The organism is Mycobacterium dioxanotrophicus, assembly GCF_002157835.1.
Lineage (GTDB): Bacteria > Actinomycetota > Actinomycetes > Mycobacteriales > Mycobacteriaceae > Mycobacterium > Mycobacterium dioxanotrophicus.
This window is the reverse complement of the sequence record NZ_CP020809.1, coordinates 4,646,470-4,670,002: the sequence shown is the minus strand read 5'-3', so window position 1 is coordinate 4,670,002 and position 23,533 is coordinate 4,646,470. Positions and strand designations below refer to the sequence as shown.

Sequence of the window (23,533 nt, the reverse complement as noted above, 5' to 3'; positions counted from 1 at the left end):
CGGGTCATGACCGGGATCAATGAGCAATCGGTGGAGCTGCGCGTCTCCGACGCCGACCGCAACGGCACGTTGCGGCGGCTGCACAACGCCGTCGCGCTCGGCCTGATCGCCATCGACGAGTTCGAAGAGCGCTCGGCGCTCGTATCCCGCGCCCGGCTGCAGGCCGACCTCGACGCGCTGGTCGGCGACCTGCCCGGCCCAGGAGCGATCGTCACCTCCGCGGCCGACCGAGTCGAGCTACGAGGCGTCATGGGCTCGCTCAAACGCCACGGCGAATGGACGGTCCCGACACGGCTCGCGCTCGTGCGCCGGATGGGTTCGGTGGAACTCGATCTGACCCGGGCCCGCTTCGCCGGCCCGATCGTGGTCGTGGAGCTCGACCTGAAGTTCGGTTCGCTGGAGATGCGGCTGCCCGAGGGCGCCAGCGCCTCCATCGATGATGTCGAGGTGATCGTCGGAAGTGCCACCGATCGCCGACGCGACGCACCGGCGGACGGCACTCCGCACGTCATCCTCACCGGCCGGGTGGTGTGCGGATCAGTCGACATCCGTGGTCCGCGCAAGGGATGGTTCGTCCGCGGCCAGCGCGGCTAGCGTCGTTATCGCGGATCCAGCACCGCGAAGCTCAGGGTGGCCCTGGCGGCCGGCCGGTCGCGCGCGGCATCGGTGACGTCGACCGCGGTCACGATCAGCCGCCGGCCGGCCCGCACGATGGTCGCCTCTGCCCGCGCCGGCCCGTCGACCACCGGCGCCAGATAGTGCACGGTCATGTCGGCGGTCGTCACATCCTGACCGGGACCGACGTGGCGGCCGGCCAGCCGACCCGCGGCGATGTCGATCAACGTCGCGATCAACCCGCCCTGCAAGGCCCCGCGGGTGTTGGCGAGATCCGGCCGGTTGTCCATCTCGATGACCAGCCGCTCATCGTTCTCTTCTACGTCGCGAAACCCCATCAGGCGCAGCAGATGGGACGGGGCCGGCTCGGTGAGCATGCCGGTCACGTTAGCACTGTTCTCGATTTTCGAGAATTTCATTCTCACCAGGGGCGCTGCCGCATGTGCGGTGCCCACCGATCGGTACCCTGACCCGTATGTCTGTTCGTTCTGCCCTGCGCCCCGGCGTGCTGTCACCGACCCTGCCGGTGCCCAAGTCGATCCCGCGTCCCGAGTATGTGTGGAAGCCGACGGTGCAAGAAGGCAGCGAACCATGGGTGCAGACGCCCGAGGTGATCGAGAAGATGCGGATCGCCGGGCGCATCGCGGCCCAGGCACTGGCAGAAGCGGGCAAGGCCGTCGCGCCCGGGGTGACCACCGACGAACTAGACCGGATCGCCCACGAATACATGATCGACCACGGCGCCTACCCGTCGACCCTCGGCTACAAGGGATTTCCGAAATCCTGCTGCACGTCGCTCAATGAGATCATCTGCCACGGCATCCCGGATTCGACCGTGATCGAGGACGGCGACATCGTCAACATCGACGTCACCGCCTACATCGACGGGGTGCACGGCGACACCAACGCCACCTTCCTGGCCGGCGACGTCTCCGAGGAACACCGGTTGCTCGTCGAGCGCACGCACGAGGCCACCATGCGGGCCATCAAGGCCGTCAAGCCGGGGCGCGCCCTGTCCATCGTCGGCCGGGTGATCGAGTCGTACGCAAACCGGTTCGGCTACAACGTGGTTCGTGATTTCACCGGGCACGGCATCGGCACCACCTTCCACAACGGTCTGGTGGTGCTGCACTACGACCAGCCCGCTGTGGAGACCGTGCTCGAGCCGGGTATGACGTTCACCATCGAACCGATGATCAACCTCGGCGGCCTGGACTACGAGATCTGGGACGACGACTGGACCGTCGCCACCAAGGACGGCAAGTGGACCGCGCAGTTCGAGCACACGCTGGTGGTCACCGAGGACGGCGTCGACATCCTGACCTTGCCGTGACCTTTTCCCCGCGAACAGTCTCCCGCAAGCGGGCGGTGCCCCCAACCGAGGTTCCCTTTTCGCCGGCGTGTCGGGGGCTTTCACGTCTGCTCGTGCAAGAAGCGTGCGCCCAACAACGGTGAGCGGTGCTCTGCTGGTCGCCGGAACCACTTCGGACGCAGGCAAGTCGATGGTGGTGGCAGGCCTGTGCCGGCTGCTGGCCCGCGGGGGAGTCCGGGTCGCGCCGTTCAAGGCGCAGAACATGTCCAACAACTCGGCGGTGACCGTCGACGGCGGCGAGATCGGCCGGGCCCAGGCCATGCAGGCCCGCGCCGCGGGGCTCGCGCCGCACACCCGGTTCAATCCCATCCTGCTCAAGCCCGGGTCCGACCGCACCTCTCAGCTGGTGCTTCGGGGTCGGGTCGCGGGATCGGTGGCCGCGGGCGACTACTTCACCCATCGGGACCGGCTTGCGGCCGTGGTGGCCGATGAATTGGCCTCGCTGCGAGCCGAATTCGATGTGGTGATCTGTGAAGGTGCCGGGTCGCCCGCCGAAATCAATCTGCGCGCAACGGATCTGGCGAACATGGGGCTGGCGCGCGCCGCGCATGTGCCCGTGATCCTGGTCGGCGACATCGACCGCGGCGGGCTGCTGGCGCACCTGCACGGCACCGTCGCGGTTCTCGAACCTGCCGACCAGGCACTCATCGCCGGATTCGTCGTCAACAAATTCCGCGGCGACCCAGCGCTGCTCGAACCCGGACTGCGCCAGCTGCACACGCTGACCGGCCGGCCGACCTACGGCGTGATCCCGTTTCACGACGGCATCTGGCTCGACACCGAGGATTCGGTGTCGGTGCGCCCGGGCGGACTTGTCGGGCCGCCCCAGCCGCCGCGCGGTGAGCAGACGCTGACGGTCGCGGCCATCCGACTGCCCCGTATCTCCAACTCCACCGACGTCGAGGCGCTGGCCTGCGAGCCTGGAGTCGACGTGCGGTGGGTGGCCGACGCGAGTGATCTCGCCGCCGCAGACGTCGTCGTCATCCCCGGCAGCAAGGCCACGGTCAGTGATCTCGCCTGGCTGACCGAGCGCGGCCTCGCCGAGGCCATCAGAATGCACGCCGCGCGGGGCCGGGCCGTGCTCGGGGTGTGCGGGGGATTCCAGATGCTGTGCCGCCGGATCGACGACTCCGTGGAATCACGAGCAGGCACCGTCGCGGGCCTCGGGCTGCTGGCCGCCGACATCGTGTTCGATCGGGAGAAAACGTTGCGGCGCTGGGACACTCCGCTGTACGGCTTCGAGATCCATCACGGCCGGGTGGTCGGCAACGCGGAACAGGACTGGCTGGGTGTGGGCATCCGCCGCGGTGCCGTCTACGGCACACACTGGCACGGCCTGCTCGACAATGACGCGGTGCGCAGGGCGTGGCTGACCGAGGTTGCGGGGGCGGCGGGGCGCACCGGATTCGTCGTGGCCGACGACATCGACGTGGCCTCGCGCCGCGACGCACAGCTGGACCTGATGGCCGATCTGTTGGCCGAGCATCTCGACACAGATGCCGTCCTGGATCTGCTCGCCCACGGTCCGCCGAGCCGACCCACCATGAGAACGGCACTGGACCGGCCGACTGGGTAGCCTTGGGCTCATGGTCGGGGCTCGGGTGGGTGTGCCGTTGCTGGCCCTGCTGCTGCTCACCGGTTGTGCGTCCGTCGTATCCGGGACGCCGACCTGGCCGGGCGCGACCCTGGAGAAGGTGCTGCTGACCGCCGCCGATTTTCCGGCCGGCGTGCAGTACGACCGCATCGTCGAAAAGCCAGGGCAACCCGATGGGGCGGGTGCGCCGCCGTCGATGCTGTCGAATCCGCAGGGTTGCTCCGACGGGCTCACCCGGGTGATCGCTCGCTCGGCCGAACGCGGCCCGGGCAGTGCGGGCAAGTACGTACTGTCCTACGACGGTGCCCGCATGGTCATCACGGTGCTGACCTCGCCGCTCCCACTGGACCAGATCGATGCGACCGCGCAGCGGTGCGCGCAATTCCGGACCTTCTTCGACCCCAGTGACGCGGGCATCCCGATCACCACCACCAAGCTCACGACGCAGCGGCCCTCGGAGTTGGTCTACCAACAGACCATGCAGCTCAGCGGGTCGGACAGCAGCGCCTATTTCGCGTTCGAGAACATCGGCTCCTGGTCGGTGTTCGCAGTGACCTTCCCGACGCAGAACCCGTCCATACCCGTCAAGGCCACCCTGCCGCAGACCTTCCTCGACGCGTTCGACCAGCAGGTACACCGCATCCAAGCGCGTTGACATCGCTGCTGACAGAACCGTTTACGTCAGCGTCAAGGACCCACTGATTTCCGCCCGCTCGCCGCACATGGGCGGTAGGTTGTCCCAATGCTGACCACCGTGCCGACGATCGACGGGTTCTCGGTGCCCGTCGACGTGGCAGGCCCCGAGAAGGGTTCGGTAGTCGTGCTGCTCGGCGCCGGCCATCACGGTCCCGCGGCATACGGCGCGGTATGCCAACGGCTGCACACGGCATCACTGCGAACCGTCATCATCGCGCCCGACCCCCGGCTGACCGCCAAGTCGGTCGTCGGCATCCTCGACGCCGTCGACGTCAAATGGGCGGTGCTGGTCGGCGACCGGCTCGGCGGCGAGCTGGCCTGGGAGCTGGCAGCGACACGGCTGGACCGGTTCACCAGCCTCGTGGTCGTGGACCGCGGGCACCCCCGCGTCGCCGACCTCACCGGGGTGATCCGCGACGAGGACTGCCCAGCAGTGGAGATGAACACCACCGCTCTGGTCAGCACACCGGCAGCCCGCGCGGTGGCCAAGGCCAGTCAGCGCTACGTGTACGGGGACTTCCGCTTGGTGGAGATGCTCGGCCGGCGCAACGCGCAGGAGTCGACTGCGCAGCTGGCCGCCGAGATCGTCATGCGCACGAGCACCTGGTAGCTCGGGGCTCGGTGCTCACGCCGTCGGTGACGGCGTCCACGCCTGCGGCAGGCCCGGTTGCCCGGGGAACAGGTAGTCGACGAAAGCCGCTGCGGTGGGCTGTGGTTCGTGATTGGCCAGCCCGGGGCGCTCGTTGGCTTCGACGAACACATAGTCGCGGCCGGCGATATCGGGCACCAGCAGGTCGATGCCGGTGACCGGGATACCGATCGCCTGAGCCGCCGTCACCGCCACCCGGCACAGCTCGGGGTTCACCTCGGCGGTGACGTCGTGAATGGTGCCGCCCTGATGCAGGTTCGCCGTGCGGCGCACCCGCAGCCGCTCACCCTCGGGCAGCACGTCGTCGAGCGACCAGCCCGCCTCGGCGACCGTGCCCGCGGTGACGTCGTCCATCGGGATGCGTGACTCGCCACCGGTCGCGGCCTCCCGGCGGCGGCTCTGCGCCTCGATGAGCTCGCGGATGGTGTGCGCGCCGGTTCCCGTGATCTCGGCCGGGCGGCGGATCGCGGCCGCCACCACCTTGCCGTCGATCACCACCAGCCGAAGGTCATCGCCCGGCGCGCGCTGCTCGATGAGCACCTCGGGGTGCTGCTCGCGCGCCCGTTCCAGGGCCGCGTCGAGTTCGTCGTCGCCGTCGACGCCGACGGTGATGCCCTTGCCCTGCTCGCCGCGCGTGGGTTTGACCACCACATCGCCGACTTCGGTGAGGAATTCGTGATCGCCTTGGTCGAAGGTGGCCAGCCGGCCCTTGGCGACGGTGATGCCGGCCTCCGACACGATGCGCCGGGTCTGACGTTTGTCGTCGCAGCGGGCCATGGCCACCGCGGAGGTGAACTCCGACAACGACTCCCGCGTGACGACGCTGCGCCCGCCGTGCGACAGGCGCATCTCACCGGCGCCGGCGTCGAGCACCTCGACCCAGATGCCGCGACGCATCGCCTCGTCGGCGATGATGCGCGCGTACGGGTTCAGGTCGTCGACGGTTTCCGGGGGATGGGTGAACAGCGGCTCGTTGATGGCGTTCTTGCGTTTGACGGCCAGCACCGGTACCCGCTGGAACCCGAGCTTCTCGTACAGCGCGATCGCCGCGGTGTTGTCGTGGGCCACCGACAGGTCGATGTAGGCCCGGCCCCGGTCGCGGAAGATGCCGGCCAGGGTGCGAGTCAGTGCCTCGCCCACCCCCGGCAGCCCGGCGGTCGGATCGACGGCCAGCGACCACAGGCTCGATCCGTTCTCCGGATCGCTGAACAACTTGTGATGGTCCACACCCGTCACGGTGCCGATCACCGAGCCGTCGTCGTCGCGAACCGCCACCAGGTACACCGCCGCACTGCGGATGTGGTTGTCCCAGATGACCTCGACCGGTGCGGGCACCATGCCGCACCGCACGTAGACCCGGTTCATCTCGTCGGCGTCGTCGCGGACCCGCAGCGTCCTGATGGTGAACCCGAACGGTTCGGGCGCGGTGAAATCGTCGGTGAACCGCAACCGGTAGGTGTGGCTCGGGTCGATGAACAGCTCGGCAGGTGAGCGGGCGATCAACACGTGCGACTCGCGCGCGTAGATGCAGATGTCGCGGCGGCCCGGGCCCTCATGGCCGAGCACCTCGGCCAGCGTCTCCGGGTCGGCGAAGGTCTGCCCGAAAATCAGCCGGCCCCAGCCGAGTTCGAGGACCACGTCGTCGGCCATGGCATCGACGAGATGCTGTGGCGACGCGTCGTGCAGACCGAGGGTGATGGCCTCGGTGTGGTCGTCGTCGGCATGCACTGCCGTGCGGTCGCCTGCGGCGGGGTCCACGCTGGTCATGCGGCCGCTCCGGTGATGCCGTGCCGCTGCAGCCACAGCTCCAGCAGGGCGATCTGCCACAGTTCGTTGCCGCGCAGCGGCGTGAGCCGACCATTCGGATCGGCCAGCAGCCGGTCGACGGCCTCCGGCCGGAACAGCCCGCGCTCCTTGGCTTCCGGTGCGTAGAGCGCGTCGCGGACCATGTCGAGATAAAGACCTTCCAGATGGGTCAGGGCGGGCACCGGGAAGTAACCCTTGGGCCGGTCGATGACCTCGGCCGGAATCACCCGGCGCGCAGCCTGTTTGAGCACGCCCTTGCCGCCGTGCGCGGTCTTGAGCTCGGGCGGGCAGGTCGCCGCCAGCTCCACCAACTCGTGGTCGAGGAACGGCACCCGGCCCTCCAGCCCCCATGCCATCGTCATGTTGTCGACGCGTTTGACCGGATCGTCGACCAGCATCACCGTGGTGTCCAGGCGCAGGGCCCGGTCCACGCCGGTCTGAGCGCCGGGCGCGGCGAAGTGATCGGTGACGAACGCGCCGCTGGGATCCGCGGTCGCGGCCCGGTACGCCTCGCTGATCAATGCGTTCACCCCGACGGTGTCCCTGTCGAAGAACGCCCCGCGGTAACCGGCCACCGCTCCCTCGAGCGTCGCCGCACCGGGCTCCGCCATCGGCGGATACCAGTGGTAGCCGGCGAACACCTCGTCGGCGCCCTGCCCGGACTGCACCACCTTGACGTGCTTGGCGACCTCTTGGCTCAGCAGGTAGAACGCCACGCAGTCGTGGCTGACCATCGGTTCGCTCATCGCGTCGATCGCGTCGCCGAGCGCGGGCAGCATGCGGTCGGTGCCGATGCGGATCTGGTGGTGTGCGGTACCGAACCGGTCGGCGATGATGTCGGAGTACTTGAACTCGTCACCCGCGACGCCGCCGACAGACTCGAAACCGATTGAGAAGGTGGCCAATCCGTGTTGGCCGGCCTCGGCGAGCAGCCCGACGATGAGGCTCGAGTCGACACCTCCCGACAGCAGGCAGCCCACCGGCACGTCGGCGACCAACCGGCGCTCGACCGCCTTCCGCAGCGATTCCAACACCGCGTCTTCCCAGTCTCGTTCGGACCAGTCGGCGCGGTCGGCGCGGCGGCTGAAGTCCGGGGACCAGTAGGTGGTCGTGCGGACGGCGCCATCGGGTTCGATGGCGACCACCGACGCGGGCGGCACCTTGCTGACGCCCCGCAGGATGGTGCGCGGCTGCGGCACCACCGAATGGAACGACAGATAGTGGTGCAGCGCGACCGAGTCGATCCGCGTGTCGACGCCTCCGCCGGCGAGCAGCGCCGGCAGGGTCGAGGCGAACCGGATCCGGTGCGCATCCTGCGTCATGTACAGCGGCTTGATGCCGAGGCGGTCGCGTCCCAGCAGGACCCGGCCGGTGTCACGCTCGGCGATCGCGAAGGCGAACATGCCCTTGAGGTGCTCGACGAAACGATCACCCCAGTGGTGGTACGCCTTCAGCAGCACCTCGGTATCGCTGTGCGAGAAGAACCGGTACCCATGCCCGGACAACTCGCGGCGCAAGTCCCGATAGTTGTAGATGCAGCCGTTCCAGCTAAGGGCCAACCCCAGTTCGGGGTCGACCATCGGCTGGGCGCCTGCTTCGGTCAGGTCAATGATTTTCAGTCTGCGGTGGCCCAGGGCGACCCGACCTTGCGACCACACACCCGCCGCGTCGGGACCCCTGAGCGCCATCGCCTCTGCCATGGCCGACACCGCTGAAACATCGGGTGTACGACCATCGAGACGCACCTCTCCGGTGGCTCCACACATCAGTTCGACCCTACAAGCATTACGCGCCGGTGTCTCACTCGCGGCGTGTCGCAGGCGGTTTTCCCTGGTCAGGAAGATGCGTATCGGGTACGCGCCCGATGCCTGGGGTAGGTGCGTACCCGGGTCCGTCAGACCTTCGGAGCCTCCAGCTGCTTGATGGGTCCGGTGAACCAGTGCTTGACCGACACGTGCCAGTACACGAACAGCAGCAGCAGCACGCCACCGACGAGCAGCGGGGTGTAGTTGACGAACTTCCACTCGAAGCTCGGGTCCCACGGCATGCCGCCCAGCGAAGTCGGGAACATCGCGATGATCGCGGTGACGATGATCTCGGCAATGGCCACCGGCGCCATCCACTTGTAGTTGCTGCCCAGGTTCCACCGGCCCTGCTCGAAGGAGTCGCCGGCCTTCCACCGGTAGTAGATCGGCACGGCGAAGCACAGGTACAGCCCGACCACGCCGATCGAGACGACCGCGAAGAACGCGACCGGTGAGGGCACCTCGACACCGTTCACGGGAATCTTCACGGGCACGATCGCGGGCAGCGTGATGATGGCCGCGATGGTCGCGGTGATGATGACGGCGTTGGCGGGCACCTTGGTGGCGTTGACCTTCGACCACAACTGGTGTCCGGGCACCGCCCGGTCCCGGCTGAACGCGAACAGCATGCGCGAGGCACTGGTCTGGCAGGCCGTGGTGCAGAACAGCTGACCGGCCGTCGAGATGAGCAACACGACACCGGCCCACTTCGAACCCAGCGCCTGGGTGAAGATCGTCGCCACCGCACCGCCGTTGGCCGACACCTCATCGGCGTTCTGAACGGCAAAGAGGAAGGACAGCAACAGGATCCAGCCACCGATCGCCGAGTAGAAGATGGACTGCCAAATACCCTTGGCCGCGGCGTTCGCGGCGCTCTTGGTCTCCTCGGACAGATGCGCGGACGCGTCGTAGCCGGTGATCGTGTACTGGGTCAGGATGGCGCTGATCGGGAGCACGAACAGCAGCCAGCCCCACCCGGACGTGGCTCCGGAGAAGATGCCCGAATTGTTGATGGTCTTGGCGAACACATCGGAGACAGTGGCGTGCTGGGCGGGCAGCAGCCACAGGATGGCGATGACCGCGGCCGCACCCGCGACATGCCACCACACCGAGATGTTGTTGATGACCGCCAACAGGTGCGACGAGAAGATGTTGATCACCGCCGACACCGCCAAGATGATCAGGAACATGATGAACACCCGGGTCAGGCTGTAGCCGGCGAGCCAGCTTTCGCTGAACGTCCCGAGGGTGAGGTCCAGGAACGTCGCGCTGCCATAGGACACCGAGGCCAGGATGGCGATCAGGCCGACCAGGTTCAGCCAGCCGGTGTAGAAACCGGCTTTGGGGCCACCGAGTTTCGAGGCCCACCAATAGATTCCACCGGACGTGGGATACGCCGAGACCAACTCGGACATGCACAGCCCGATGATGAGGATGAAGGCCGACACGATCGGCCAGCCCCACGCGATGGCGGCCGGGCCGCCGTTATTCCAGCCGAGCCCGAACGACGTGAAACACCCCGCCAGGATCGAGATGATCGAGAACGAGATGGCGAAGTTGGAGAAACCCGACCAGGACCGATGGAGTTCCTGGACGTAGCCGAGCTTGGCGAGATGTTGTTCGTCGTCAGTGAGGTCTTCGGTGAGTTCTTCGTGCCCCTCGGGCATGGCGCCTCCTCATGGCAGGGCGGTGGGCGGTATTCCTCGGACAATAGAGCCTTATTGGTCTGTTGTCCTACCTTTCGATGGGAAAATCGTGCATATTAAGGAGGCGATCGCCCGTCCGTCGCGGTCGCAATGGTCGACTTGCCGTCACGTAACCGACGGGCAGGAAGGTGCGCAATGAGCCTGAACCGCGGCATGCTGGCACAAGGCGATCTGGAGCAAATGGTCGCCGACGGCGAGATCGACACCGTGATCCTGGCGTTCTGCGACATGCAGGGACGGCTCACCGGCAAGCGGGTGTCGGCGCGGCTGTTCGTCGAGGACGTCGCCGCCCACGGCGCCGAGTGTTGCAACTACCTGATGGCCGTCGACGTCGAGATGAACACGGTGTCCGGCTATGCCACCTCCAGCTGGGAGACCGGCTACGGCGACATGGTGATGCGGCCCGACTTCGCCACCTTGCGCTTGATTCCGTGGCTGCCGGGAACCGCGCTGGTGATCGCGGACCTGTTCTGGCTCGACGGGCGGCCGGTCGCTGCCGCGCCACGTTCCATCCTCGACCGCCAGATCGATCGGCTCAGCGAGCGCGGATTGGTGCCCTATGCCGGTACCGAGCTCGAATTCATGGTGTTCGACAACAGCTTTCGCGAAGCATGGGCGGCGGGCTATCGGGGTCTGACGCCGGCCAGCGACTACAACATCGACTACGCCATGCTCGCGTCGACCCGGATGGAGCCGTTGCTGCGCGACATCCGCCTCGGCATGGAGGGCGCGGGCATGTACTGCGAGGGCGTCAAGGGCGAGTGCAACCTGGGCCAGCAGGAGATCGCGTTCCGCTACGACCATGCCAGGACCACGTGCGACAACCACACCATCTACCGCAACGGTGCCAAGGAGATCGCCGATCAGCACGGCAAGAGCCTGACGTTCATGGCGAAGTTCGACGAACGCGAAGGCAACAGCTGCCACATCCACATCTCGCTGCGCGGGGACGACGGCAGTGCCGTGTTCGCCGACAGCGGCGACCCGCTCGGCATGTCGCCGATGTTCCGCAGCTTCATCGCCGGTCAGCTCGCCACCATGCGTGAGCTGACCTTGTTCTACGCGCCGAACATCAACTCCTACAAGCGGTTTGCCGACGGCAGTTTCGCGCCGACCGCCGTCGCCTGGGGGCTGGACAACCGCACGTGCGCGTTGCGGGTGGTGGGCCACGGCCACGGCATGCGCATGGAGAACCGGGCCCCCGGCGGCGACGTCAACCAATATCTGGCCATCGCCGCGCTGATCGCGGGCGGCCTCTACGGCATCGAGCGCGAACTCGAACTGCCGGAGGCGTTGGCGGGCAACGCCTATGTCAGCGGTGCCGAGCGGCTCCCGACCACGCTGGCCGAAGCGGCCGCGTTGTTCGAGAAGTCCGAGATCGCCCGAGAGGCGTTCGGCGACGACGTCGTCGAGCACTACCTCAACAACGCGCGGGTCGAGGTGGCCGCTTTCAATGCCGCGGTGACGGATTGGGAAAGGGTGCGAGGCTTTGAACGGCTCTGACGCGCACCCGCAGGCTCGCCCGGTGATCGGCGTGAGCACGTATTTGCAGCAGGCGCGGACGGGGGTGTGGGACGTCAACGCCTGTTTCCTGCCTGCCAGCTACGTCGAAGGGGTGAACCGCGGCGGGGGCACCGCGGTGCTTCTGCCGCCGCAACCCGACGGCGCCGCGGTGGCCGACCGGGTACTCGACGGGCTCGACGGACTGGTGATCAGCGGTGGGCGTGACGTCGACCCGGCCGCTTACGGTCAGCCTCGTCATCGCTTGACCGACGAACCCGTGGGCTACCGCGACGAATGGGATTTCGCGCTGGTGCGCGCCGCGCTGCGGCGTCGGTTACCGCTGCTCGGAATCTGCCGCGGCGCACAGGTACTCAACGTCGCGCTCGGCGGCACGCTGCACCAGCATCTGCCCGACGTGCTCGGTCACAGCCGGCATCAGCGCGGCAACGCGGTGTTCAGTACGTCGTCGGTGCAGACGGTGCCCGGTACCCGGCTCGCCGCGCTGATCGGGGAGCACTCCGATGCGCAGTGTTATCACCACCAGGCCATCGACCGGCTCGGTGAGGGTCTGGTGGTCAGTGCTCGCGACACCACCGAGGGCGTCATCGAAGCCGTCGAAACGGACCCGGCACTCGCCGCTGACGCGTTCGTGCTGGCGGTGCAGTGGCATCCCGAGGAACGCCTCGACGACGTCCGGCTGTTCAGCGGCCTGGTTGAGGCTGCCAAATCGTATGCGACAGAGAGGGTTTCATGAGCACTGCGCAAGTCATCAATCCGGCCACCGAGGAGGTCCTGCGCACCGTTGACCTGCTCGACGAGGCGGCGGTCGACGACGCGGTGGGCCGCGCCGAGGACGCGCAACGGCGCTGGGCCCGGTTGGCGCCGGCGGAGCGGGCCGGGGCCTTGCGGGCCTTCGCTGCTGCCGTCGACGCTCACGTCGACGAGCTCGCGACGCTCGAGGTGGCCAACTCAGGGCATCCGATCGGACAGGCCGAATGGGAGGCCGGGCACGTCCGCGATGTGCTGCAGTTCTACTCGGCAACCCCGGAACGATTGAGCGGCAAGCAGATTCCCGTGGCAGGCGGCATCGACGTCACATTCAACGAGCCGCTCGGCGTCGTCGGCGTCATCACGCCGTGGAATTTCCCGATGCCCATCGCGGCATGGGGCTTCGCCCCGGCACTCGCGGCGGGCAACGCCGTACTGCTCAAACCCGCCGAATGGACGCCGCTGACCTCGATCCGAATCGGTGAGTTGGCCGCCGAGTCCGGCCTGGACCCGGATCTGTTCCAGGTACTGCCCGGCAAGGGCGCTGTGGTGGGGGAGCGCTTCGTCACCCACCCCGGCGTGCGCAAGGTCGTGTTCACCGGCTCCACCGAGGTCGGCACGCGGGTGATGGCAGGCGCCGCGGCGCAGGTCAAGCGGGTCACGCTGGAATTGGGCGGCAAGAGCGCCAATATCGTCTTCGACGATTGCGACCTCGAGCGTGCGGCCGCCACGGCGCCGTACGGGGTGTTCGACAACGCCGGCCAGGACTGCTGTGCCAGGAGCCGGATCTTGGTGCAGCGCAACGTCTACGACCGCTTCATGGAACTGCTGGAGCCCGCGGTCAAGGGGGTGGCGGTCGGTGACCCGGCGGTGCGTGCCACCGAGATGGGGCCGTTGGTGTCGCGTCCGCACTGGGAGTCGGTGGCCTCCTACGTCCCCGACGACGCCCCGGTGGCCTTCCGGGGTTCGGCTCCCGAGGGCCCCGGGTTCTGGTTCCCGCCAACGGTGTTGACGCCGCAGCCCACCGACCGGACCGTGACCGAGGAGATCTTCGGCCCGGTGGTCACGGTGCTGCCGTTCGACGACGAGGCAGCCGCCGTCGCACTCGCCAACGACACGCCCTACGGATTGTCGGGTTCGATCTGGACCGACAACCTCTCGCGCGCCGTGCGGGTGTCCCGCGCGGTCGAAGCGGGCAACCTCAGCGTCAACTCGCATTCGTCGGTGCGCTACAACACCCCGTTCGGCGGCTTCAAGCAGTCCGGTCTGGGCCGCGAGCTGGGACCCGACGCGCCACTGTCGTTCACCGAGACCAAGAACGTCTTTTTCGCAGTAGAAGATCGAGCAGAGGAGCTCTAGATGGACCTGACCCAGCGTCTGGCCGGCAAGGTCGCCGTCATCACCGGCGGTGCCAGCGGTATCGGCCTGGCCACCGGCAAGCGGCTGCGTGCCGAGGGCGCCACCATCGTGGTGGGCGACATCGACCCCGCCACCGGCAAGGCCGCCGCCGACGAGCTCGAGGGCCTGTTCGTAGCCGTCGATGTCGCCGACCAGGCCGCGGTGGACAACCTGTTCGACACGGCCGCGTCGACCTTCGGCAGCGTTGACATCGCGTTCAACAACGCCGGGATCTCACCGCCCGACGACGATCTCATCGAGAGCACCGAGCTGCCGGCGTGGCAGCGGGTGCAGGACGTCAACCTCAAGAGCGTGTACCTGTCGTGCCGTGCGGCGCTGCGGCACATGGTGCCCGCGGGCAAGGGGTCGATCATCAACACCGCGTCGTTCGTCGCGGTGATGGGCTCGGCCACCTCGCAGATCTCCTACACCGCGTCCAAGGGCGGCGTGTTGGCGATGTCGCGGGAGCTCGGCGTGCAGTACGCCCGTAGCGGTATCCGGGTCAACGCGCTGTGCCCCGGGCCGGTGAACACGCCGCTGCTACAGGAACTGTTCGCCAAGGATCCCGAGCGCGCGGCGCGGCGCCTGGTGCACATCCCGCTGGGCCGGTTCGCCGAACCCGAGGAGCTGGCGGCCGCGGTGGCGTTCCTGGCCAGTGACGATGCGTCGTTCATCACGGGCTCGACATTCCTCGTCGACGGTGGCATCAGCTCGGCCTACGTGACACCGCTGTGACACCCTGATAGCTCGTTATGACAGCCGAGCCGGATCCGCAGCAGTCGACCGCCCCCACCGTGGAGACGGCCGACGCCCTGCTGCGGCCGGTCCGGCTGGGCAACGCGTTCGAGGACACCGTGGGCCGGCTGCTGGAGACCATCCGCCTCGGGGTGCTGGCCCCCGGTGAGTCGTTGCCGCCGGAACGCGAGCTCGCCGCGCGGCTGGGGGTCAGCCGCGACACCGTGCGGGAGGCGATCAAATCGCTGGCCGATGCCGGTTACCTGGTGTCGCGGCGCGGCCGCTACGGCGGCACGTTCCTTTCCGAGCAGCTGCCGCGGCACACCACCGAGGCGGCGCGGCCCAGCCGGGAGGAGATCGACGACGCGCTGCGGCTGCGCGAGATCCTCGAGGTCGGCGCGGCCCGGATGGCGGCCGGGCGCACGCTGAGTGCCGCCGAACGCGACGGCTTGTTCTCACGACTTGCCGATGTCCGCGAGGCATCGCCCGACGACTATCGGCGGTTGGATTCCCGGTTGCACCTGGCGATCGCCGAAGCGGCAGGCTCGCCGTCGCTGGTGCCGCTGGTCGCGGAGAACCGCATGCGGCTCAATGCCCTGCTCGACCAGATCCCGCTGCTGGCGCGCAACATCGCCCATTCCGACGAACAGCACGAAGCCATCGTCATCGCGATCCTGGCCGGCGACGCCGACGGCGCCGCGGAGGCCATGCTGGCCCACGTGGCCGGATCGGCCGCCCTCTTGCACGGTTTCTTGGACTGACCCACCCCAGCACCGCGACGGTGCGTGTCTGTTGCCCGACACGCCGCAAAACAGCGGCATAACGCGCACCTTCGTGCGGGCCGGATGAAGTCACCCAGCAGGCCGTGGATCAGGTCGCGTTCACAACCTGCGCCCCGTGTACGGGTGAGCGCTCTCGGCTCATTCCTGGGCTACATTCGAATCGTGGACCAGCTCGAAAACCAGGTGCAGGTCGAGCGCGCGGCCTCGGCGCTGGCCGACGTCGACACCGCGGGCTGGGCGCGCCGTTTTGACCTCCTCTCGGACGCGCATCGGCTCGAGATCCTGTTGTGCCTGCACCGGGCGCCCGGCATCTGCGTCGGTGACCTGGCCGCCGCCCTGGGGCGCTCGGAAAATGCTGTCTCGCAGGCCCTTCGGGTGCTCCGCGATCAGGGCTGGGTGAGTTCCGTGCGGGTGGGACGGATGGTCAGTTATCGCCTGGAGGACGAGGTCGTCCACGATCTGCTGCACTGGCTCGGCGCCCGGCACGGATGAATTATCTGTTTACCTAGACAGGTGAAAAGATGAGTTCTACGCTCGGGCGATGAGCATCGGCACCCTGACCGAGAGCACTACCACCACCCGCTTCGACCGCGCCGACTGGATGTCGATCGCCGCCACAGGCGGATTCGTGGCACTGCTGCACATCGTCGGCTGGGGCGTGCTGGTGATCGGTGTGGCACCGCAACACATCACCCTCGGATCGGCCGGGGTGTTCGGTGTGGGCCTCGGCGTCACCGCCTACCTGCTCGGCGTCCGGCACGCGTTCGATGCCGACCACATCGCCGTCATCGACAACACCACCCGCAAACTGGTCGGGGAGGGCACCCGGTCGTTGTCTGCGGGCTTCTGGTTCTCGCTGGGACATTCGAGCGTGGTGTTCGGCCTGGCGTTGTTGTTGGCGCTCGGTGTGCGGGCGCTGGTCGGCCCGGTGCAGGACGAGGGCTCACCGATGCTGCAGACCCTCGGTCTGATCGGTTCGCTGGTGGCGGGAACGTTCCTGATCCTGATCGGGCTGACGAATCTGGTTGCCGCCGTGGGGATCGCCAAGGTGTTCCGGGCGATGCGCACCGGCGACCTCGACGAGGACGAGCTCGAACGGCAGCTCAACCGGCGCGGTTTCCTGGCCCGCATGCTCGGCCGCGTGATGGGTCGGGTGAACAAGCCGTGGCATCTGTACCTGGTCGGCTTCCTGATGGGGTTGGGATCCGACACCGCCAGCCAGGTGGCGTTGTTGGTACTGGCGGCCGGGACGGCGGCATTCACCCTGCCGTGGTACGCGGTGCTGGTGCTGCCGGTGCTGTTCGCCGCGGGCATGAGCCTGTTCGACACCCTTGACGGCATCTTCATGACCCGGGCCTACGGCTGGGCGTTTCTGCAGCCGGTACGCAAGGTGTACTACAACCTCACGGTCACGGTGCTCTCGGTGATCGTCGCGCTGGTCGTCGGCGTCATCGTGCTGGCCGGTCTGCTGGTGGATCGCCTCGGCATCACCTCGGGACCGCTCGCGGTGATCGGGTCGGCCGACCTGGAATTCGCGGGCTTCGCCATCGTCGGTATCTTCGTGGTCAGCTGGATTGCCGCCCTTGCCATCTGGCGGTTCGGCCGGATCGAGGAACGCTGGAGCACCCAGACCTAGTCGGCGAGCCCCAGCAGCGCGTTCTCGATCACCTCGGGTAGCGCCGGATGGATCCAGTACTGCCCGCGAGCCACGTCCTGGGCGGTCTGGCCGAAGCTCATCGCCTGGATGAGCGGCTGGATGATCGACGACGCCTGGTAGCCCATGATGTGCGCCCCCAGGATTCGGCCGGTCCCGCGTTCGCCGATCAGCTTCGCGATGCCGGTGGTGTCCTCCATCGCCCAGCCGTAGGCGGTGTCGCCGTAGTCCTGCACCTTGATCACGATGTCGTGCCCGGCTTCCCTGGCCTCGGCTTCGGTCAGGCCGACCGTGGCGATCTGCGGTTCGGTGAACACCGCCGACGGGACGAACCGGTGATCGGAGGCCAGCAGCGTGGCGGTGTCGTCCCAGTCGCGCAGCAGGTTCTCCTTGACCACACGGGACTCGTGGTTGGCGACATGCTTGAGCTGGTATTCCGACGACACGTCGCCGAGCGCGTAAATCCCAGGCGCCGTTGTGCGTTGATACTCGTCGACCACCACCCGGCCGTCGTCGTCGATCTCGACCCCGGCCTGCTCGCAGTCGAGCCGGTCTCCGTTGGGTATCCGGCCGGTGGCGACCAGCAGCATGTCGGCGGGCAGGGTTTCGCCGTCGTCGAATTCCAGGACGATGGTCTCGCCATCCTGATGTGAACCGACCACGTTCTCATGGGTACGCACGTCCCACTTCGCGGCGGCCAGTTCACTGAACCGGTGGCAGATGGTCTCGTCGAGGTGCGTCAGCAGGCCCGCTCCGCGCACCACGATGGTGATCCGCACGCCCAACGCCGAGAAGATGTGGGCGAATTCGGCCGCTACGAACCCGCCGCCGACGATCACCAGATGTTCGGGCAGCGCGGGAATCCGCATGATGTCGTCGCTGGTGTAGTACGTCACGCCGCACTGCGCGATGGCCGGCGGGATGAACGTGCGTGAACCGGCGGCGATCACCACCTGATCGCTGCTGAACTCGTCGCCGTCCTCGGTGCGCAGGGTGTAACGGCCGTCGGGCAGCTTCGGGCCGAACCGCGTGTGGCTCGCGTACACCGTGACGTTCTCGGCCGAGCGGCGGTACTCTTCGCCGCCTGCCGCGATGGGATCGATGCGGCCGAACACCCGCGAGACGATTTTGGGCCAGCGCACCTTGTCGATGTGGGAGTCGATGCCGTACTTCGCGCTGTCGCGGATCGTGTGGGCGACCTCGGCGGCGTACACGAACATCTTGGTGGGGATGCAGCCGACGTTGAGGCATGTGCCGCCGAAGGTGCCCTGCTCGCAGATCGCGACCTTCTTGCCGGCATAGCGCTCGTCGAGGACGCTGTTGCCCGATCCGGTGCCGATGATCGTCAGGTCGTAGTGTTCCATGGGCCTCTATCCGGAAGGTGTTGTGCTGGACTGCGTTTGCGAACTCAGGTAGCTGTCCAGCCACTGGTTGAGCTCGCGGTAGGCGGCCGCCCGCGGTTCGGCCAGCGACAGGAAGACGTCGTGTTTGGCGTCGACGATCGGGACGATGGTGCTGCGATTGCCCACGCAACCGGCCCAGCGCGCGATCTGGCCGACGTCGAGCACCGCGTCGCCGCGCTGGATGGCCGCCGGATCAGGAGTTTCGGCGACGCTGTGGTCCGAGCGCAGGATCAGATTGGGCACGCCGACGTCAAGGCCGCGGTGTAGCCGAGCCTGCCCGCGCCGGATGGCGTTGATCCACCCGATGGTGATGGGGAAGCCGCCCAACGGCTTCCACTCGAGGTTGTAGTCGAACTCGCCGCCGTAGTCGCGGTGCAGGCTGGTGCCATAGCCACCTTCGGTGGGCCTGCGGACCACACTCAGTTTGCGCACCCGGGCGAGCGCGATGAGGGCGGCCGAGGTCGGGGCGGTGCGCAGGATTGCCGGGCCGTGCAGGTCCAGGAACGGACTGTTGAGGATCAGGCCGCCCACGTTGCGCGTGGTCAACTCGCCCCGTTGACGCAACCGGTCGGCGAACAACGTGACGATCAGGCCGCCGGCCGAATGGCCGGACAGGCAGATCCGGGCACCTCCCGTGTCGGCTGCGACGATCTCCAGCGCGCGGACCAGTTCGGTGTCGTAGTTGGTCAGGTCGGTGGTGAAGTGTGGCGTCTGCCCTTCCAGCCGGGACCGGCCGCACTTGTGCAGATCGATCGCGTAGAACGCGAAACCGCGTTGAGCGAAGCGGTCGGCGAGTTCGGTGTGGAAGAAGTAGTCGGTGTAGCCGTGCAGGGCCAGCACCGCATGCTCGGCAGGACCACCGTCACCCCGGCGCACGAGAGTGGCGACCAGATCACCCTCACCGTCGGGATCCGGGCCGAGCGTGATGGTCTGTTGCCAGAAGCCGGGTAGCACATCCGGCACCCAGGCGGGTTCCCGTGACGTCACGGCTTCACCCTATCCGGCGGCCGCGGTCACTCGGGTGACCGACAGCACTGGTACGCCCGCTCACCGGATGGTCGGGTCACGATAATCTTGGCAGAAGTACAGCCGTCGACGATGACGGGCGCTGCGAACGAAGGACGTGCGATTCAGGTGTCTGACGCAAAGGTAGCTGGGACCGAGAAAACCGACGTCGTCCTGGTGGGTGCGGGGATCATGAGCGCCACGCTGGGAGCGTTGATCCGCCTGCTGGAACCGGACTGGTCCATCACCCTCGTCGAGCGCCTGGACGCCGCCGCCGCAGAGAGCAGCGACCCGTGGAACAACGCGGGCACCGGGCATTCGGCGCTGTGTGAGCTGAACTACACCCCGGAGAGCACCGGCGGCACCATCGACATCAGCAAAGCTGTCACCGTCAACGAGCAGTTCCAGGTGTCGCGGCAGTTCTGGGCCTACGCCGCCGAGAACGGCGTGCTGACCGACGTCCGCAGCTTCCTCAACCCGATCCCGCACGTCAGCTTCGTGCACGGGGCCGAGAACGTCGGTTACCTCAAGCGCCGCTACGAGGCTCTGGTCGGCAATCCGCTGTTCGCCTCGATGGAGTTCATCGACGACAAGGACGAGTTCACCCGGCGACTGCCGTTCATGGCCAAGGGCCGCGACTTCTCCGATCCGGTCGCGCTCAACTGGACCCAGGCCGGCACCGACGTCGACTTCGGCTCGCTGTCGCGTCAGCTCATCGGTTTCACCGCCCAGCGCGGCATGGACACGCTGTTCGGCCACGAGGTCGACAACCTGCGCAAGGAATCCGACGGCAGCTGGACGCTGAAGGTGACCAACCGCCGTACCGGCCTCAAGCGCAAGATCAACGCCAAGTTCGTGTTCGTCGGTGCCGGCGGCGGGGCGCTGCCGTTGCTGCAGAAGGCCGGCATCCCCGAAGCCAAGGGTTTCGGCGGCTTCCCGGTCGGAGGGGCCTTCCTGCGGACCAACAACCAGGAGCTCACCGCCGGCCACCGGGCCAAGGTCTACGGCCTGCCGCCGCTGGGTGCCCCGCCCATGTCGGTTCCCCACCTGGACACCCGCGTGATCAATGGCAAGCAGTGGCTGCTGTTCGGCCCGTTCGCCGGGTGGTCGCCGAAGTTCCTCAAGCAGGGCAAGGTCACCGATCTGCCGTTCTCGGTCAAGCCCAACAACATCATGTCGATGCTCGGCGTCGGGCTCACCGAGATGGGCCTGGTCAATTACCTCGTCGGCCAGCTATTGCTCAGCGAGGCCGACCGCGTCGACACGTTGCGTGAATTCGCCCCCAGCGCAGTCGATTCCGATTGGGAGCTGGACATCGCGGGGCAGCGCGTGCAGGTCATCCGGCGGAAGGGCGCCGGGGGTGTGCTGGAGTTCGGTACCACCGTGTTGTCGGCGGCCGACGGCAGCATCGCCGGGTTGCTCGGTGCATCGCCCGGTGCGTCCACCGCGGTGCCCGCCATGCTCGACGTGCTCGAGCGGTGCTTCGCTGACCGGTACGCGGGCTGGACGCCCAAGCTCAAGGAGATGGTGCCGTCGCTGGGCACCAAGCTTTCCAACGAACCCAAGCTCTATGAGGAGGTGTGGGCATGGGGCACCCGGGCATTGAAGCTCGACGCCCCGGCCGGCGTGTGACGGCGGTGGGCATATGACGGTCGCCCCGCGCCGAAGTTGGGCCAAGGATCTCGACGCCGCAACGCTTTACGAGTTGCTCAAGCTGCGTATCGAGGTCTTCGTGGTCGAGCAGGCCTGTCCGTACCCTGAGCTGGATGGCCGCGATCTGCTGGCCGAGACCCGGCACTTCTGGCTCGAAGGCCCCGACGGTGAGGTGATCTCCACGCTGCGGCTGATGGAGGAGCATCCCGGCGGGGAGAAGGCCTTTCGCATCGGCCGTGTGTGTACCAAGCGGGATGCACGCGGCCAGGGCCACACCACCCGGCTGATGCAGGCCGCGTTGGCCGAGGTCGGCGACTACCCGTGCCACATCGATGCCCAGACCTATCTCGAGGACATGTACTCCCGGCACGGCTTCGTGCGCGACGGTGACGAATATCTCGACGACGGCATTCCGCATGTGCCGATGGTCCGCCCCGGAGCCCGAACCGATGAGCGCTCGCGCGAGGAGCCGATGTGACTACTCAGTCCTACCCGTTCAGTGCGATCGTCGGGCAGGACCGGTTGCGGCTCGCCCTGGTGTTGTGCGCCGTGCGGCCCGAGATCGGTGGCGTGTTGATCCGCGGCGAGAAGGGCACCGCCAAGTCGACGGCGGTGCGGGCGCTGGCAGCGGTGTTGTCCGCGGTCGATGACGATGCACGGCTGGTCGAGCTGCCGATCGGGGCGACCGAGGACCGCGTTGTCGGATCGCTGGATCTGCAGAAAGTGCTGCGTGACGGCGAACACGCGTTCTCGCCCGGTCTGCTCGCCCGCGCGCACGGCGGGGTGCTCTACGTCGACGAGGTAAACCTGCTGCACGATCATCTGGTCGACGTGCTGCTCGACGCCGCCGCGATGGGCCGCGTGCACGTCGAGCGTGACGGTATCTCGCACTCGCACGAGGCCCGGTTCGTGCTGATCGGCACCATGAACCCCGAGGAGGGGGAGCTGCGGCCGCAGCTGCTGGACCGGTTCGGCCTGACCGTCGATGTGGCGGCCTCGCGTGAGGTCGACGTACGGGTCGAGGTGATCCGGGCCAGGATGGACTTCGAGGCCGATCCCGAGGGTTTCGTGCGCCGCTACGCCGACGCCGACGCCGAGGTGGCCGGGCGCATCGCCCTGGCGCGGGCCGCGATCAGCTCAGTGGTGTTGCCCGACAACGAGTTACGACGTATCGCCGCGCTGTGTGCGGCCTTCGACGTCGACGGCATGCGAGCCGATCTGGTGGTGGCGCGTACCGCGGTCGCGCATGCCGCGTGGCGTGCGGCGGCCGCCGGGGCGAGCGAAGTGACGGGAAAAATCATCGTCGAGGAAGACGACATCCGGGTGGCTGCCGAGTTGGCGTTGCCGCACCGGCGACGCCGCGACCCGTTCGACGATCCCGGGCTGGACCCCGAGCGTCTGGACGAGGCGATGGATCAGGCGGCCGAGGCCGCGTCGCAACCGGACGAGGGTGAGGATCCCGAGTTCGACCCAGACCCGCCCGGCGGTGGTGGCGGCGAATCCGGCTCATCCCCGGAAAATCAACCATCCCAAGGTAATTCAAAAGATGCGCCGAACCGTCCCAGTGCACCGCCCGCGGCGGTGTTCCGCACCAAGGCGCTCGTGGTGCCGGGTGTCGGTGAGGGTGCGCCGGGCCGGCGGTCGCGCGCACGCAACCGCACCGGGACGCCCATCGCGGCCACCGCCGAATCCGGAGCCGGACACGGGCTGCACGTGTTCGGCACGCTGCTGGCCACCGCAGGCCGCCAGACCAAGGCGGGCCGGCCCCGCCCGGCGCCCGACGATGTCCGTCGTGCGATTCGCGAAGGCCGCGAAGGCAATCTGGTGATCTTCGTCGTCGACGCATCCGGGTCGATGGCCGCGCGTGACCGGATGTCGGCGGTCGGCGGCGCCACGCTGTCCCTGCTTCGCGACGCCTATCAGCGCCGGGACAAGGTCGCGGTGATCACCTTCCGTCAGCAGGATGCGCGCGTGCTGCTGCCTCCGACGTCCTCGGTGCACATCGCCGGCCGGCGGTTGGCGCGCTTCGACACCGGTGGCAAAACCCCACTGGCGCAAGGCTTGTTGGCCGCCCGCGATGTGGTGGTGCGCGAGCGGGCCCGGGACCGGGCGCGACGTCCACTGGTCGTGCTGCTCACCGACGGGCGGGCCACCGGAGGCCCGGACCCGCTGGGCCGTACCCGCGCGGCCGCGGCCCTGCTGGTTGCCGAAGGAACCGCGGCCGTCGTGGTCGATTGTGAAACGTCGTTTGTGCGGCTGGGTTTGGCGGAGCAACTGGCCCGACAACTCGGTGCCCCGGCTGTGCGCTTGGAACACCTGCACGCCGACAGCCTGACTCGGCTGGTCACGGCGCGGGCCGACGCCGCCTAGCCGCGAAAAGAGAGGACCG

General features: G+C 67.8%; 21 protein-coding genes. 15 read left to right on the top strand and 6 right to left on the bottom strand.

Going from position 1 to position 23,533, the window contains the following annotated elements:
• Positions 1 to 6: 6 nt before the first annotated feature.
• A complete protein-coding gene (locus BTO20_RS22775; RefSeq protein ID WP_087078381.1) occupies positions 7 to 594 on the top strand; it encodes a DUF1707 SHOCT-like domain-containing protein in 588 nt (195 codons plus the stop codon).
• 5 nt (positions 595 to 599) lie between these two features.
• On the opposite strand, the gene BTO20_RS22770 is transcribed toward BTO20_RS22775, so the two are convergent.
• The gene (locus tag BTO20_RS22770) at positions 600 to 992 is read right to left on the bottom strand and encodes a PaaI family thioesterase (RefSeq protein ID WP_087082515.1); all 393 of its coding nucleotides are present in this window, start codon (positions 990 to 992) and stop codon (positions 600 to 602) included.
• Between the two features lie 98 nt (positions 993 to 1,090).
• On the opposite strand from BTO20_RS22770, the gene map reads away from it, so the two are divergent.
• The 4 genes from map to BTO20_RS22750 all read left to right on the top strand — a co-directional run bounded on the left by map (position 1,091) and on the right by BTO20_RS22750 (position 4,887).
• Complete coding sequence (gene map / locus BTO20_RS22765; RefSeq protein ID WP_087078380.1) at positions 1,091 to 1,948, top strand: type I methionyl aminopeptidase; 858 nt, start codon at positions 1,091 to 1,093, stop codon at positions 1,946 to 1,948.
• A gap of 118 nt (positions 1,949 to 2,066) precedes the next feature.
• A complete protein-coding gene (locus BTO20_RS22760; protein WP_087078379.1) occupies positions 2,067 to 3,563 on the top strand; it encodes a cobyric acid synthase in 1,497 nt (498 codons plus the stop codon).
• Positions 3,564 to 3,573: 10 nt separating this feature from the next.
• Positions 3,574 to 4,236 (top strand): hypothetical protein, encoded by a 663-nt coding sequence (locus BTO20_RS22755; RefSeq protein ID WP_087078378.1) that lies wholly within the window; start codon positions 3,574 to 3,576, stop codon positions 4,234 to 4,236.
• An 87-nt stretch (positions 4,237 to 4,323) separates the two neighbouring features.
• Positions 4,324 to 4,887 (top strand): alpha/beta fold hydrolase, encoded by a 564-nt coding sequence (locus BTO20_RS22750; RefSeq protein WP_087078377.1) that lies wholly within the window; start codon positions 4,324 to 4,326, stop codon positions 4,885 to 4,887.
• Positions 4,888 to 4,902: 15 nt separating this feature from the next.
• On the opposite strand, the gene ngg is transcribed toward BTO20_RS22750, so the two are convergent.
• From ngg to BTO20_RS22735, 3 genes are all read right to left on the bottom strand, one after another.
• Positions 4,903 to 6,693, bottom strand: coding sequence for an N-acetylglutaminylglutamine synthetase (gene ngg / locus BTO20_RS22745; protein ID WP_087082513.1), 1,791 nt, complete (start codon positions 6,691 to 6,693; stop codon positions 4,903 to 4,905).
• Positions 6,690 to 8,498 (bottom strand): N-acetylglutaminylglutamine amidotransferase, encoded by a 1,809-nt coding sequence (locus BTO20_RS22740; protein WP_087078376.1) that lies wholly within the window; start codon positions 8,496 to 8,498, stop codon positions 6,690 to 6,692. The genes ngg and BTO20_RS22740 overlap by 4 nt, the downstream gene beginning before the upstream one ends.
• Before the next feature lie 128 nt (positions 8,499 to 8,626).
• A complete protein-coding gene (locus BTO20_RS22735; protein WP_087078375.1) occupies positions 8,627 to 10,204 on the bottom strand; it encodes an amino acid permease in 1,578 nt (525 codons plus the stop codon).
• 174 nt (positions 10,205 to 10,378) lie between these two features.
• On the opposite strand from BTO20_RS22735, the gene BTO20_RS22730 reads away from it, so the two are divergent.
• From BTO20_RS22730 to nicT, 7 genes are all read left to right on the top strand, one after another.
• Entirely contained in the window at positions 10,379 to 11,746 is a 1,368-nt protein-coding gene (locus BTO20_RS22730) for a glutamine synthetase family protein (protein ID WP_087078374.1), read from the top strand.
• On the top strand, positions 11,733 to 12,500 hold the full coding sequence (locus BTO20_RS22725; RefSeq protein WP_087078373.1) for a gamma-glutamyl-gamma-aminobutyrate hydrolase family protein: 768 nt from the start codon (positions 11,733 to 11,735) through the stop codon (positions 12,498 to 12,500). The genes BTO20_RS22730 and BTO20_RS22725 overlap by 14 nt, the downstream gene beginning before the upstream one ends.
• On the top strand, positions 12,497 to 13,873 hold the full coding sequence (locus tag BTO20_RS22720) for an aldehyde dehydrogenase family protein (protein WP_087078372.1): 1,377 nt from the start codon (positions 12,497 to 12,499) through the stop codon (positions 13,871 to 13,873). The genes BTO20_RS22725 and BTO20_RS22720 overlap by 4 nt, the downstream gene beginning before the upstream one ends.
• Entirely contained in the window at positions 13,874 to 14,647 is a 774-nt protein-coding gene (locus BTO20_RS22715) for a 3-oxoacyl-ACP reductase (RefSeq protein ID WP_029373334.1), read from the top strand.
• Between the two features lie 17 nt (positions 14,648 to 14,664).
• Positions 14,665 to 15,408: a FadR/GntR family transcriptional regulator gene (locus BTO20_RS22710; RefSeq protein ID WP_087078371.1), complete on the top strand. Its 744-nt coding sequence runs from the start codon at positions 14,665 to 14,667 to the stop codon at positions 15,406 to 15,408.
• A 183-nt stretch (positions 15,409 to 15,591) separates the two neighbouring features.
• The gene (locus BTO20_RS22705) at positions 15,592 to 15,921 is read left to right on the top strand and encodes an ArsR/SmtB family transcription factor (protein ID WP_087078370.1); all 330 of its coding nucleotides are present in this window, start codon (positions 15,592 to 15,594) and stop codon (positions 15,919 to 15,921) included.
• A 49-nt stretch (positions 15,922 to 15,970) separates the two neighbouring features.
• The gene (gene nicT, locus BTO20_RS22700; RefSeq protein WP_087078369.1) at positions 15,971 to 17,065 is read left to right on the top strand and encodes a Nickel transporter NicT; all 1,095 of its coding nucleotides are present in this window, start codon (positions 15,971 to 15,973) and stop codon (positions 17,063 to 17,065) included.
• Here the strand turns inward: nicT and mtr are convergent.
• A complete protein-coding gene (mtr, locus tag BTO20_RS22695) occupies positions 17,062 to 18,447 on the bottom strand; it encodes a mycothione reductase (protein ID WP_087078368.1) in 1,386 nt (461 codons plus the stop codon). The genes nicT and mtr overlap by 4 nt on opposite strands.
• A gap of 6 nt (positions 18,448 to 18,453) precedes the next feature.
• Positions 18,454 to 19,449: an alpha/beta hydrolase gene (locus BTO20_RS22690; protein WP_198344554.1), complete on the bottom strand. Its 996-nt coding sequence runs from the start codon at positions 19,447 to 19,449 to the stop codon at positions 18,454 to 18,456.
• A gap of 171 nt (positions 19,450 to 19,620) precedes the next feature.
• On the opposite strand from BTO20_RS22690, the gene mqo reads away from it, so the two are divergent.
• Genes mqo through BTO20_RS22675 form a run of 3 tightly spaced genes read left to right on the top strand, consistent with a single transcriptional unit; the run spans position 19,621 to position 23,514 of the window.
• Entirely contained in the window at positions 19,621 to 21,123 is a 1,503-nt protein-coding gene (gene mqo, locus BTO20_RS22685; protein ID WP_087082511.1) for a malate dehydrogenase (quinone), read from the top strand.
• A 13-nt stretch (positions 21,124 to 21,136) separates the two neighbouring features.
• Positions 21,137 to 21,622 carry a GNAT family N-acetyltransferase gene (locus BTO20_RS22680; RefSeq protein ID WP_087078366.1) on the top strand — a complete coding sequence of 162 codons (486 nt, stop codon included), beginning with the start codon at positions 21,137 to 21,139 and terminating at the stop codon, positions 21,620 to 21,622.
• Positions 21,619 to 23,514, top strand: a complete 1,896-nt coding sequence (locus BTO20_RS22675) for a magnesium chelatase subunit D family protein (protein WP_087078365.1) — start codon at positions 21,619 to 21,621, stop codon at positions 23,512 to 23,514. Before BTO20_RS22680 ends, BTO20_RS22675 begins: the two co-directional genes overlap by 4 nt.
• The last annotated feature ends 19 nt before the right edge of the window (positions 23,515 to 23,533 follow it).

Bases quoted from the DNA above. Each gene is read 5' to 3' on its own strand.
- BTO20_RS22775 (WP_087078381.1), top strand. From the start codon at position 7: ATGACCGGGATCAATGAGCAATCGGTGGAGCTGCGCGTCTCCGACGCC.
- BTO20_RS22770 (WP_087082515.1), bottom strand. From the start codon at position 992: ATGCTCACCGAGCCGGCCCCGTCCCATCTGCTGCGCCTGATGGGGTTT.
- map (WP_087078380.1), top strand. From the start codon at position 1,091: ATGTCTGTTCGTTCTGCCCTGCGCCCCGGCGTGCTGTCACCGACCCTG.
- BTO20_RS22755 (WP_087078378.1), top strand. From the start codon at position 3,574: ATGGTCGGGGCTCGGGTGGGTGTGCCGTTGCTGGCCCTGCTGCTGCTC.
- BTO20_RS22750 (WP_087078377.1), top strand. From the start codon at position 4,324: ATGCTGACCACCGTGCCGACGATCGACGGGTTCTCGGTGCCCGTCGAC.
- ngg (WP_087082513.1), bottom strand. From the start codon at position 6,693: ATGACCAGCGTGGACCCCGCCGCAGGCGACCGCACGGCAGTGCATGCC.
- BTO20_RS22740 (WP_087078376.1), bottom strand. From the start codon at position 8,498: ATGTGTGGAGCCACCGGAGAGGTGCGTCTCGATGGTCGTACACCCGAT.
- BTO20_RS22735 (WP_087078375.1), bottom strand. From the start codon at position 10,204: ATGCCCGAGGGGCACGAAGAACTCACCGAAGACCTCACTGACGACGAA.
- BTO20_RS22730 (WP_087078374.1), top strand. From the start codon at position 10,379: ATGAGCCTGAACCGCGGCATGCTGGCACAAGGCGATCTGGAGCAAATG.
- BTO20_RS22720 (WP_087078372.1), top strand. From the start codon at position 12,497: ATGAGCACTGCGCAAGTCATCAATCCGGCCACCGAGGAGGTCCTGCGC.
- BTO20_RS22715 (WP_029373334.1), top strand. From the start codon at position 13,874: ATGGACCTGACCCAGCGTCTGGCCGGCAAGGTCGCCGTCATCACCGGC.
- BTO20_RS22710 (WP_087078371.1), top strand. From the start codon at position 14,665: ATGACAGCCGAGCCGGATCCGCAGCAGTCGACCGCCCCCACCGTGGAG.
- nicT (WP_087078369.1), top strand. From the start codon at position 15,971: ATGAGCATCGGCACCCTGACCGAGAGCACTACCACCACCCGCTTCGAC.
- mtr (WP_087078368.1), bottom strand. From the start codon at position 18,447: ATGGAACACTACGACCTGACGATCATCGGCACCGGATCGGGCAACAGC.
- BTO20_RS22680 (WP_087078366.1), top strand. From the start codon at position 21,137: ATGACGGTCGCCCCGCGCCGAAGTTGGGCCAAGGATCTCGACGCCGCA.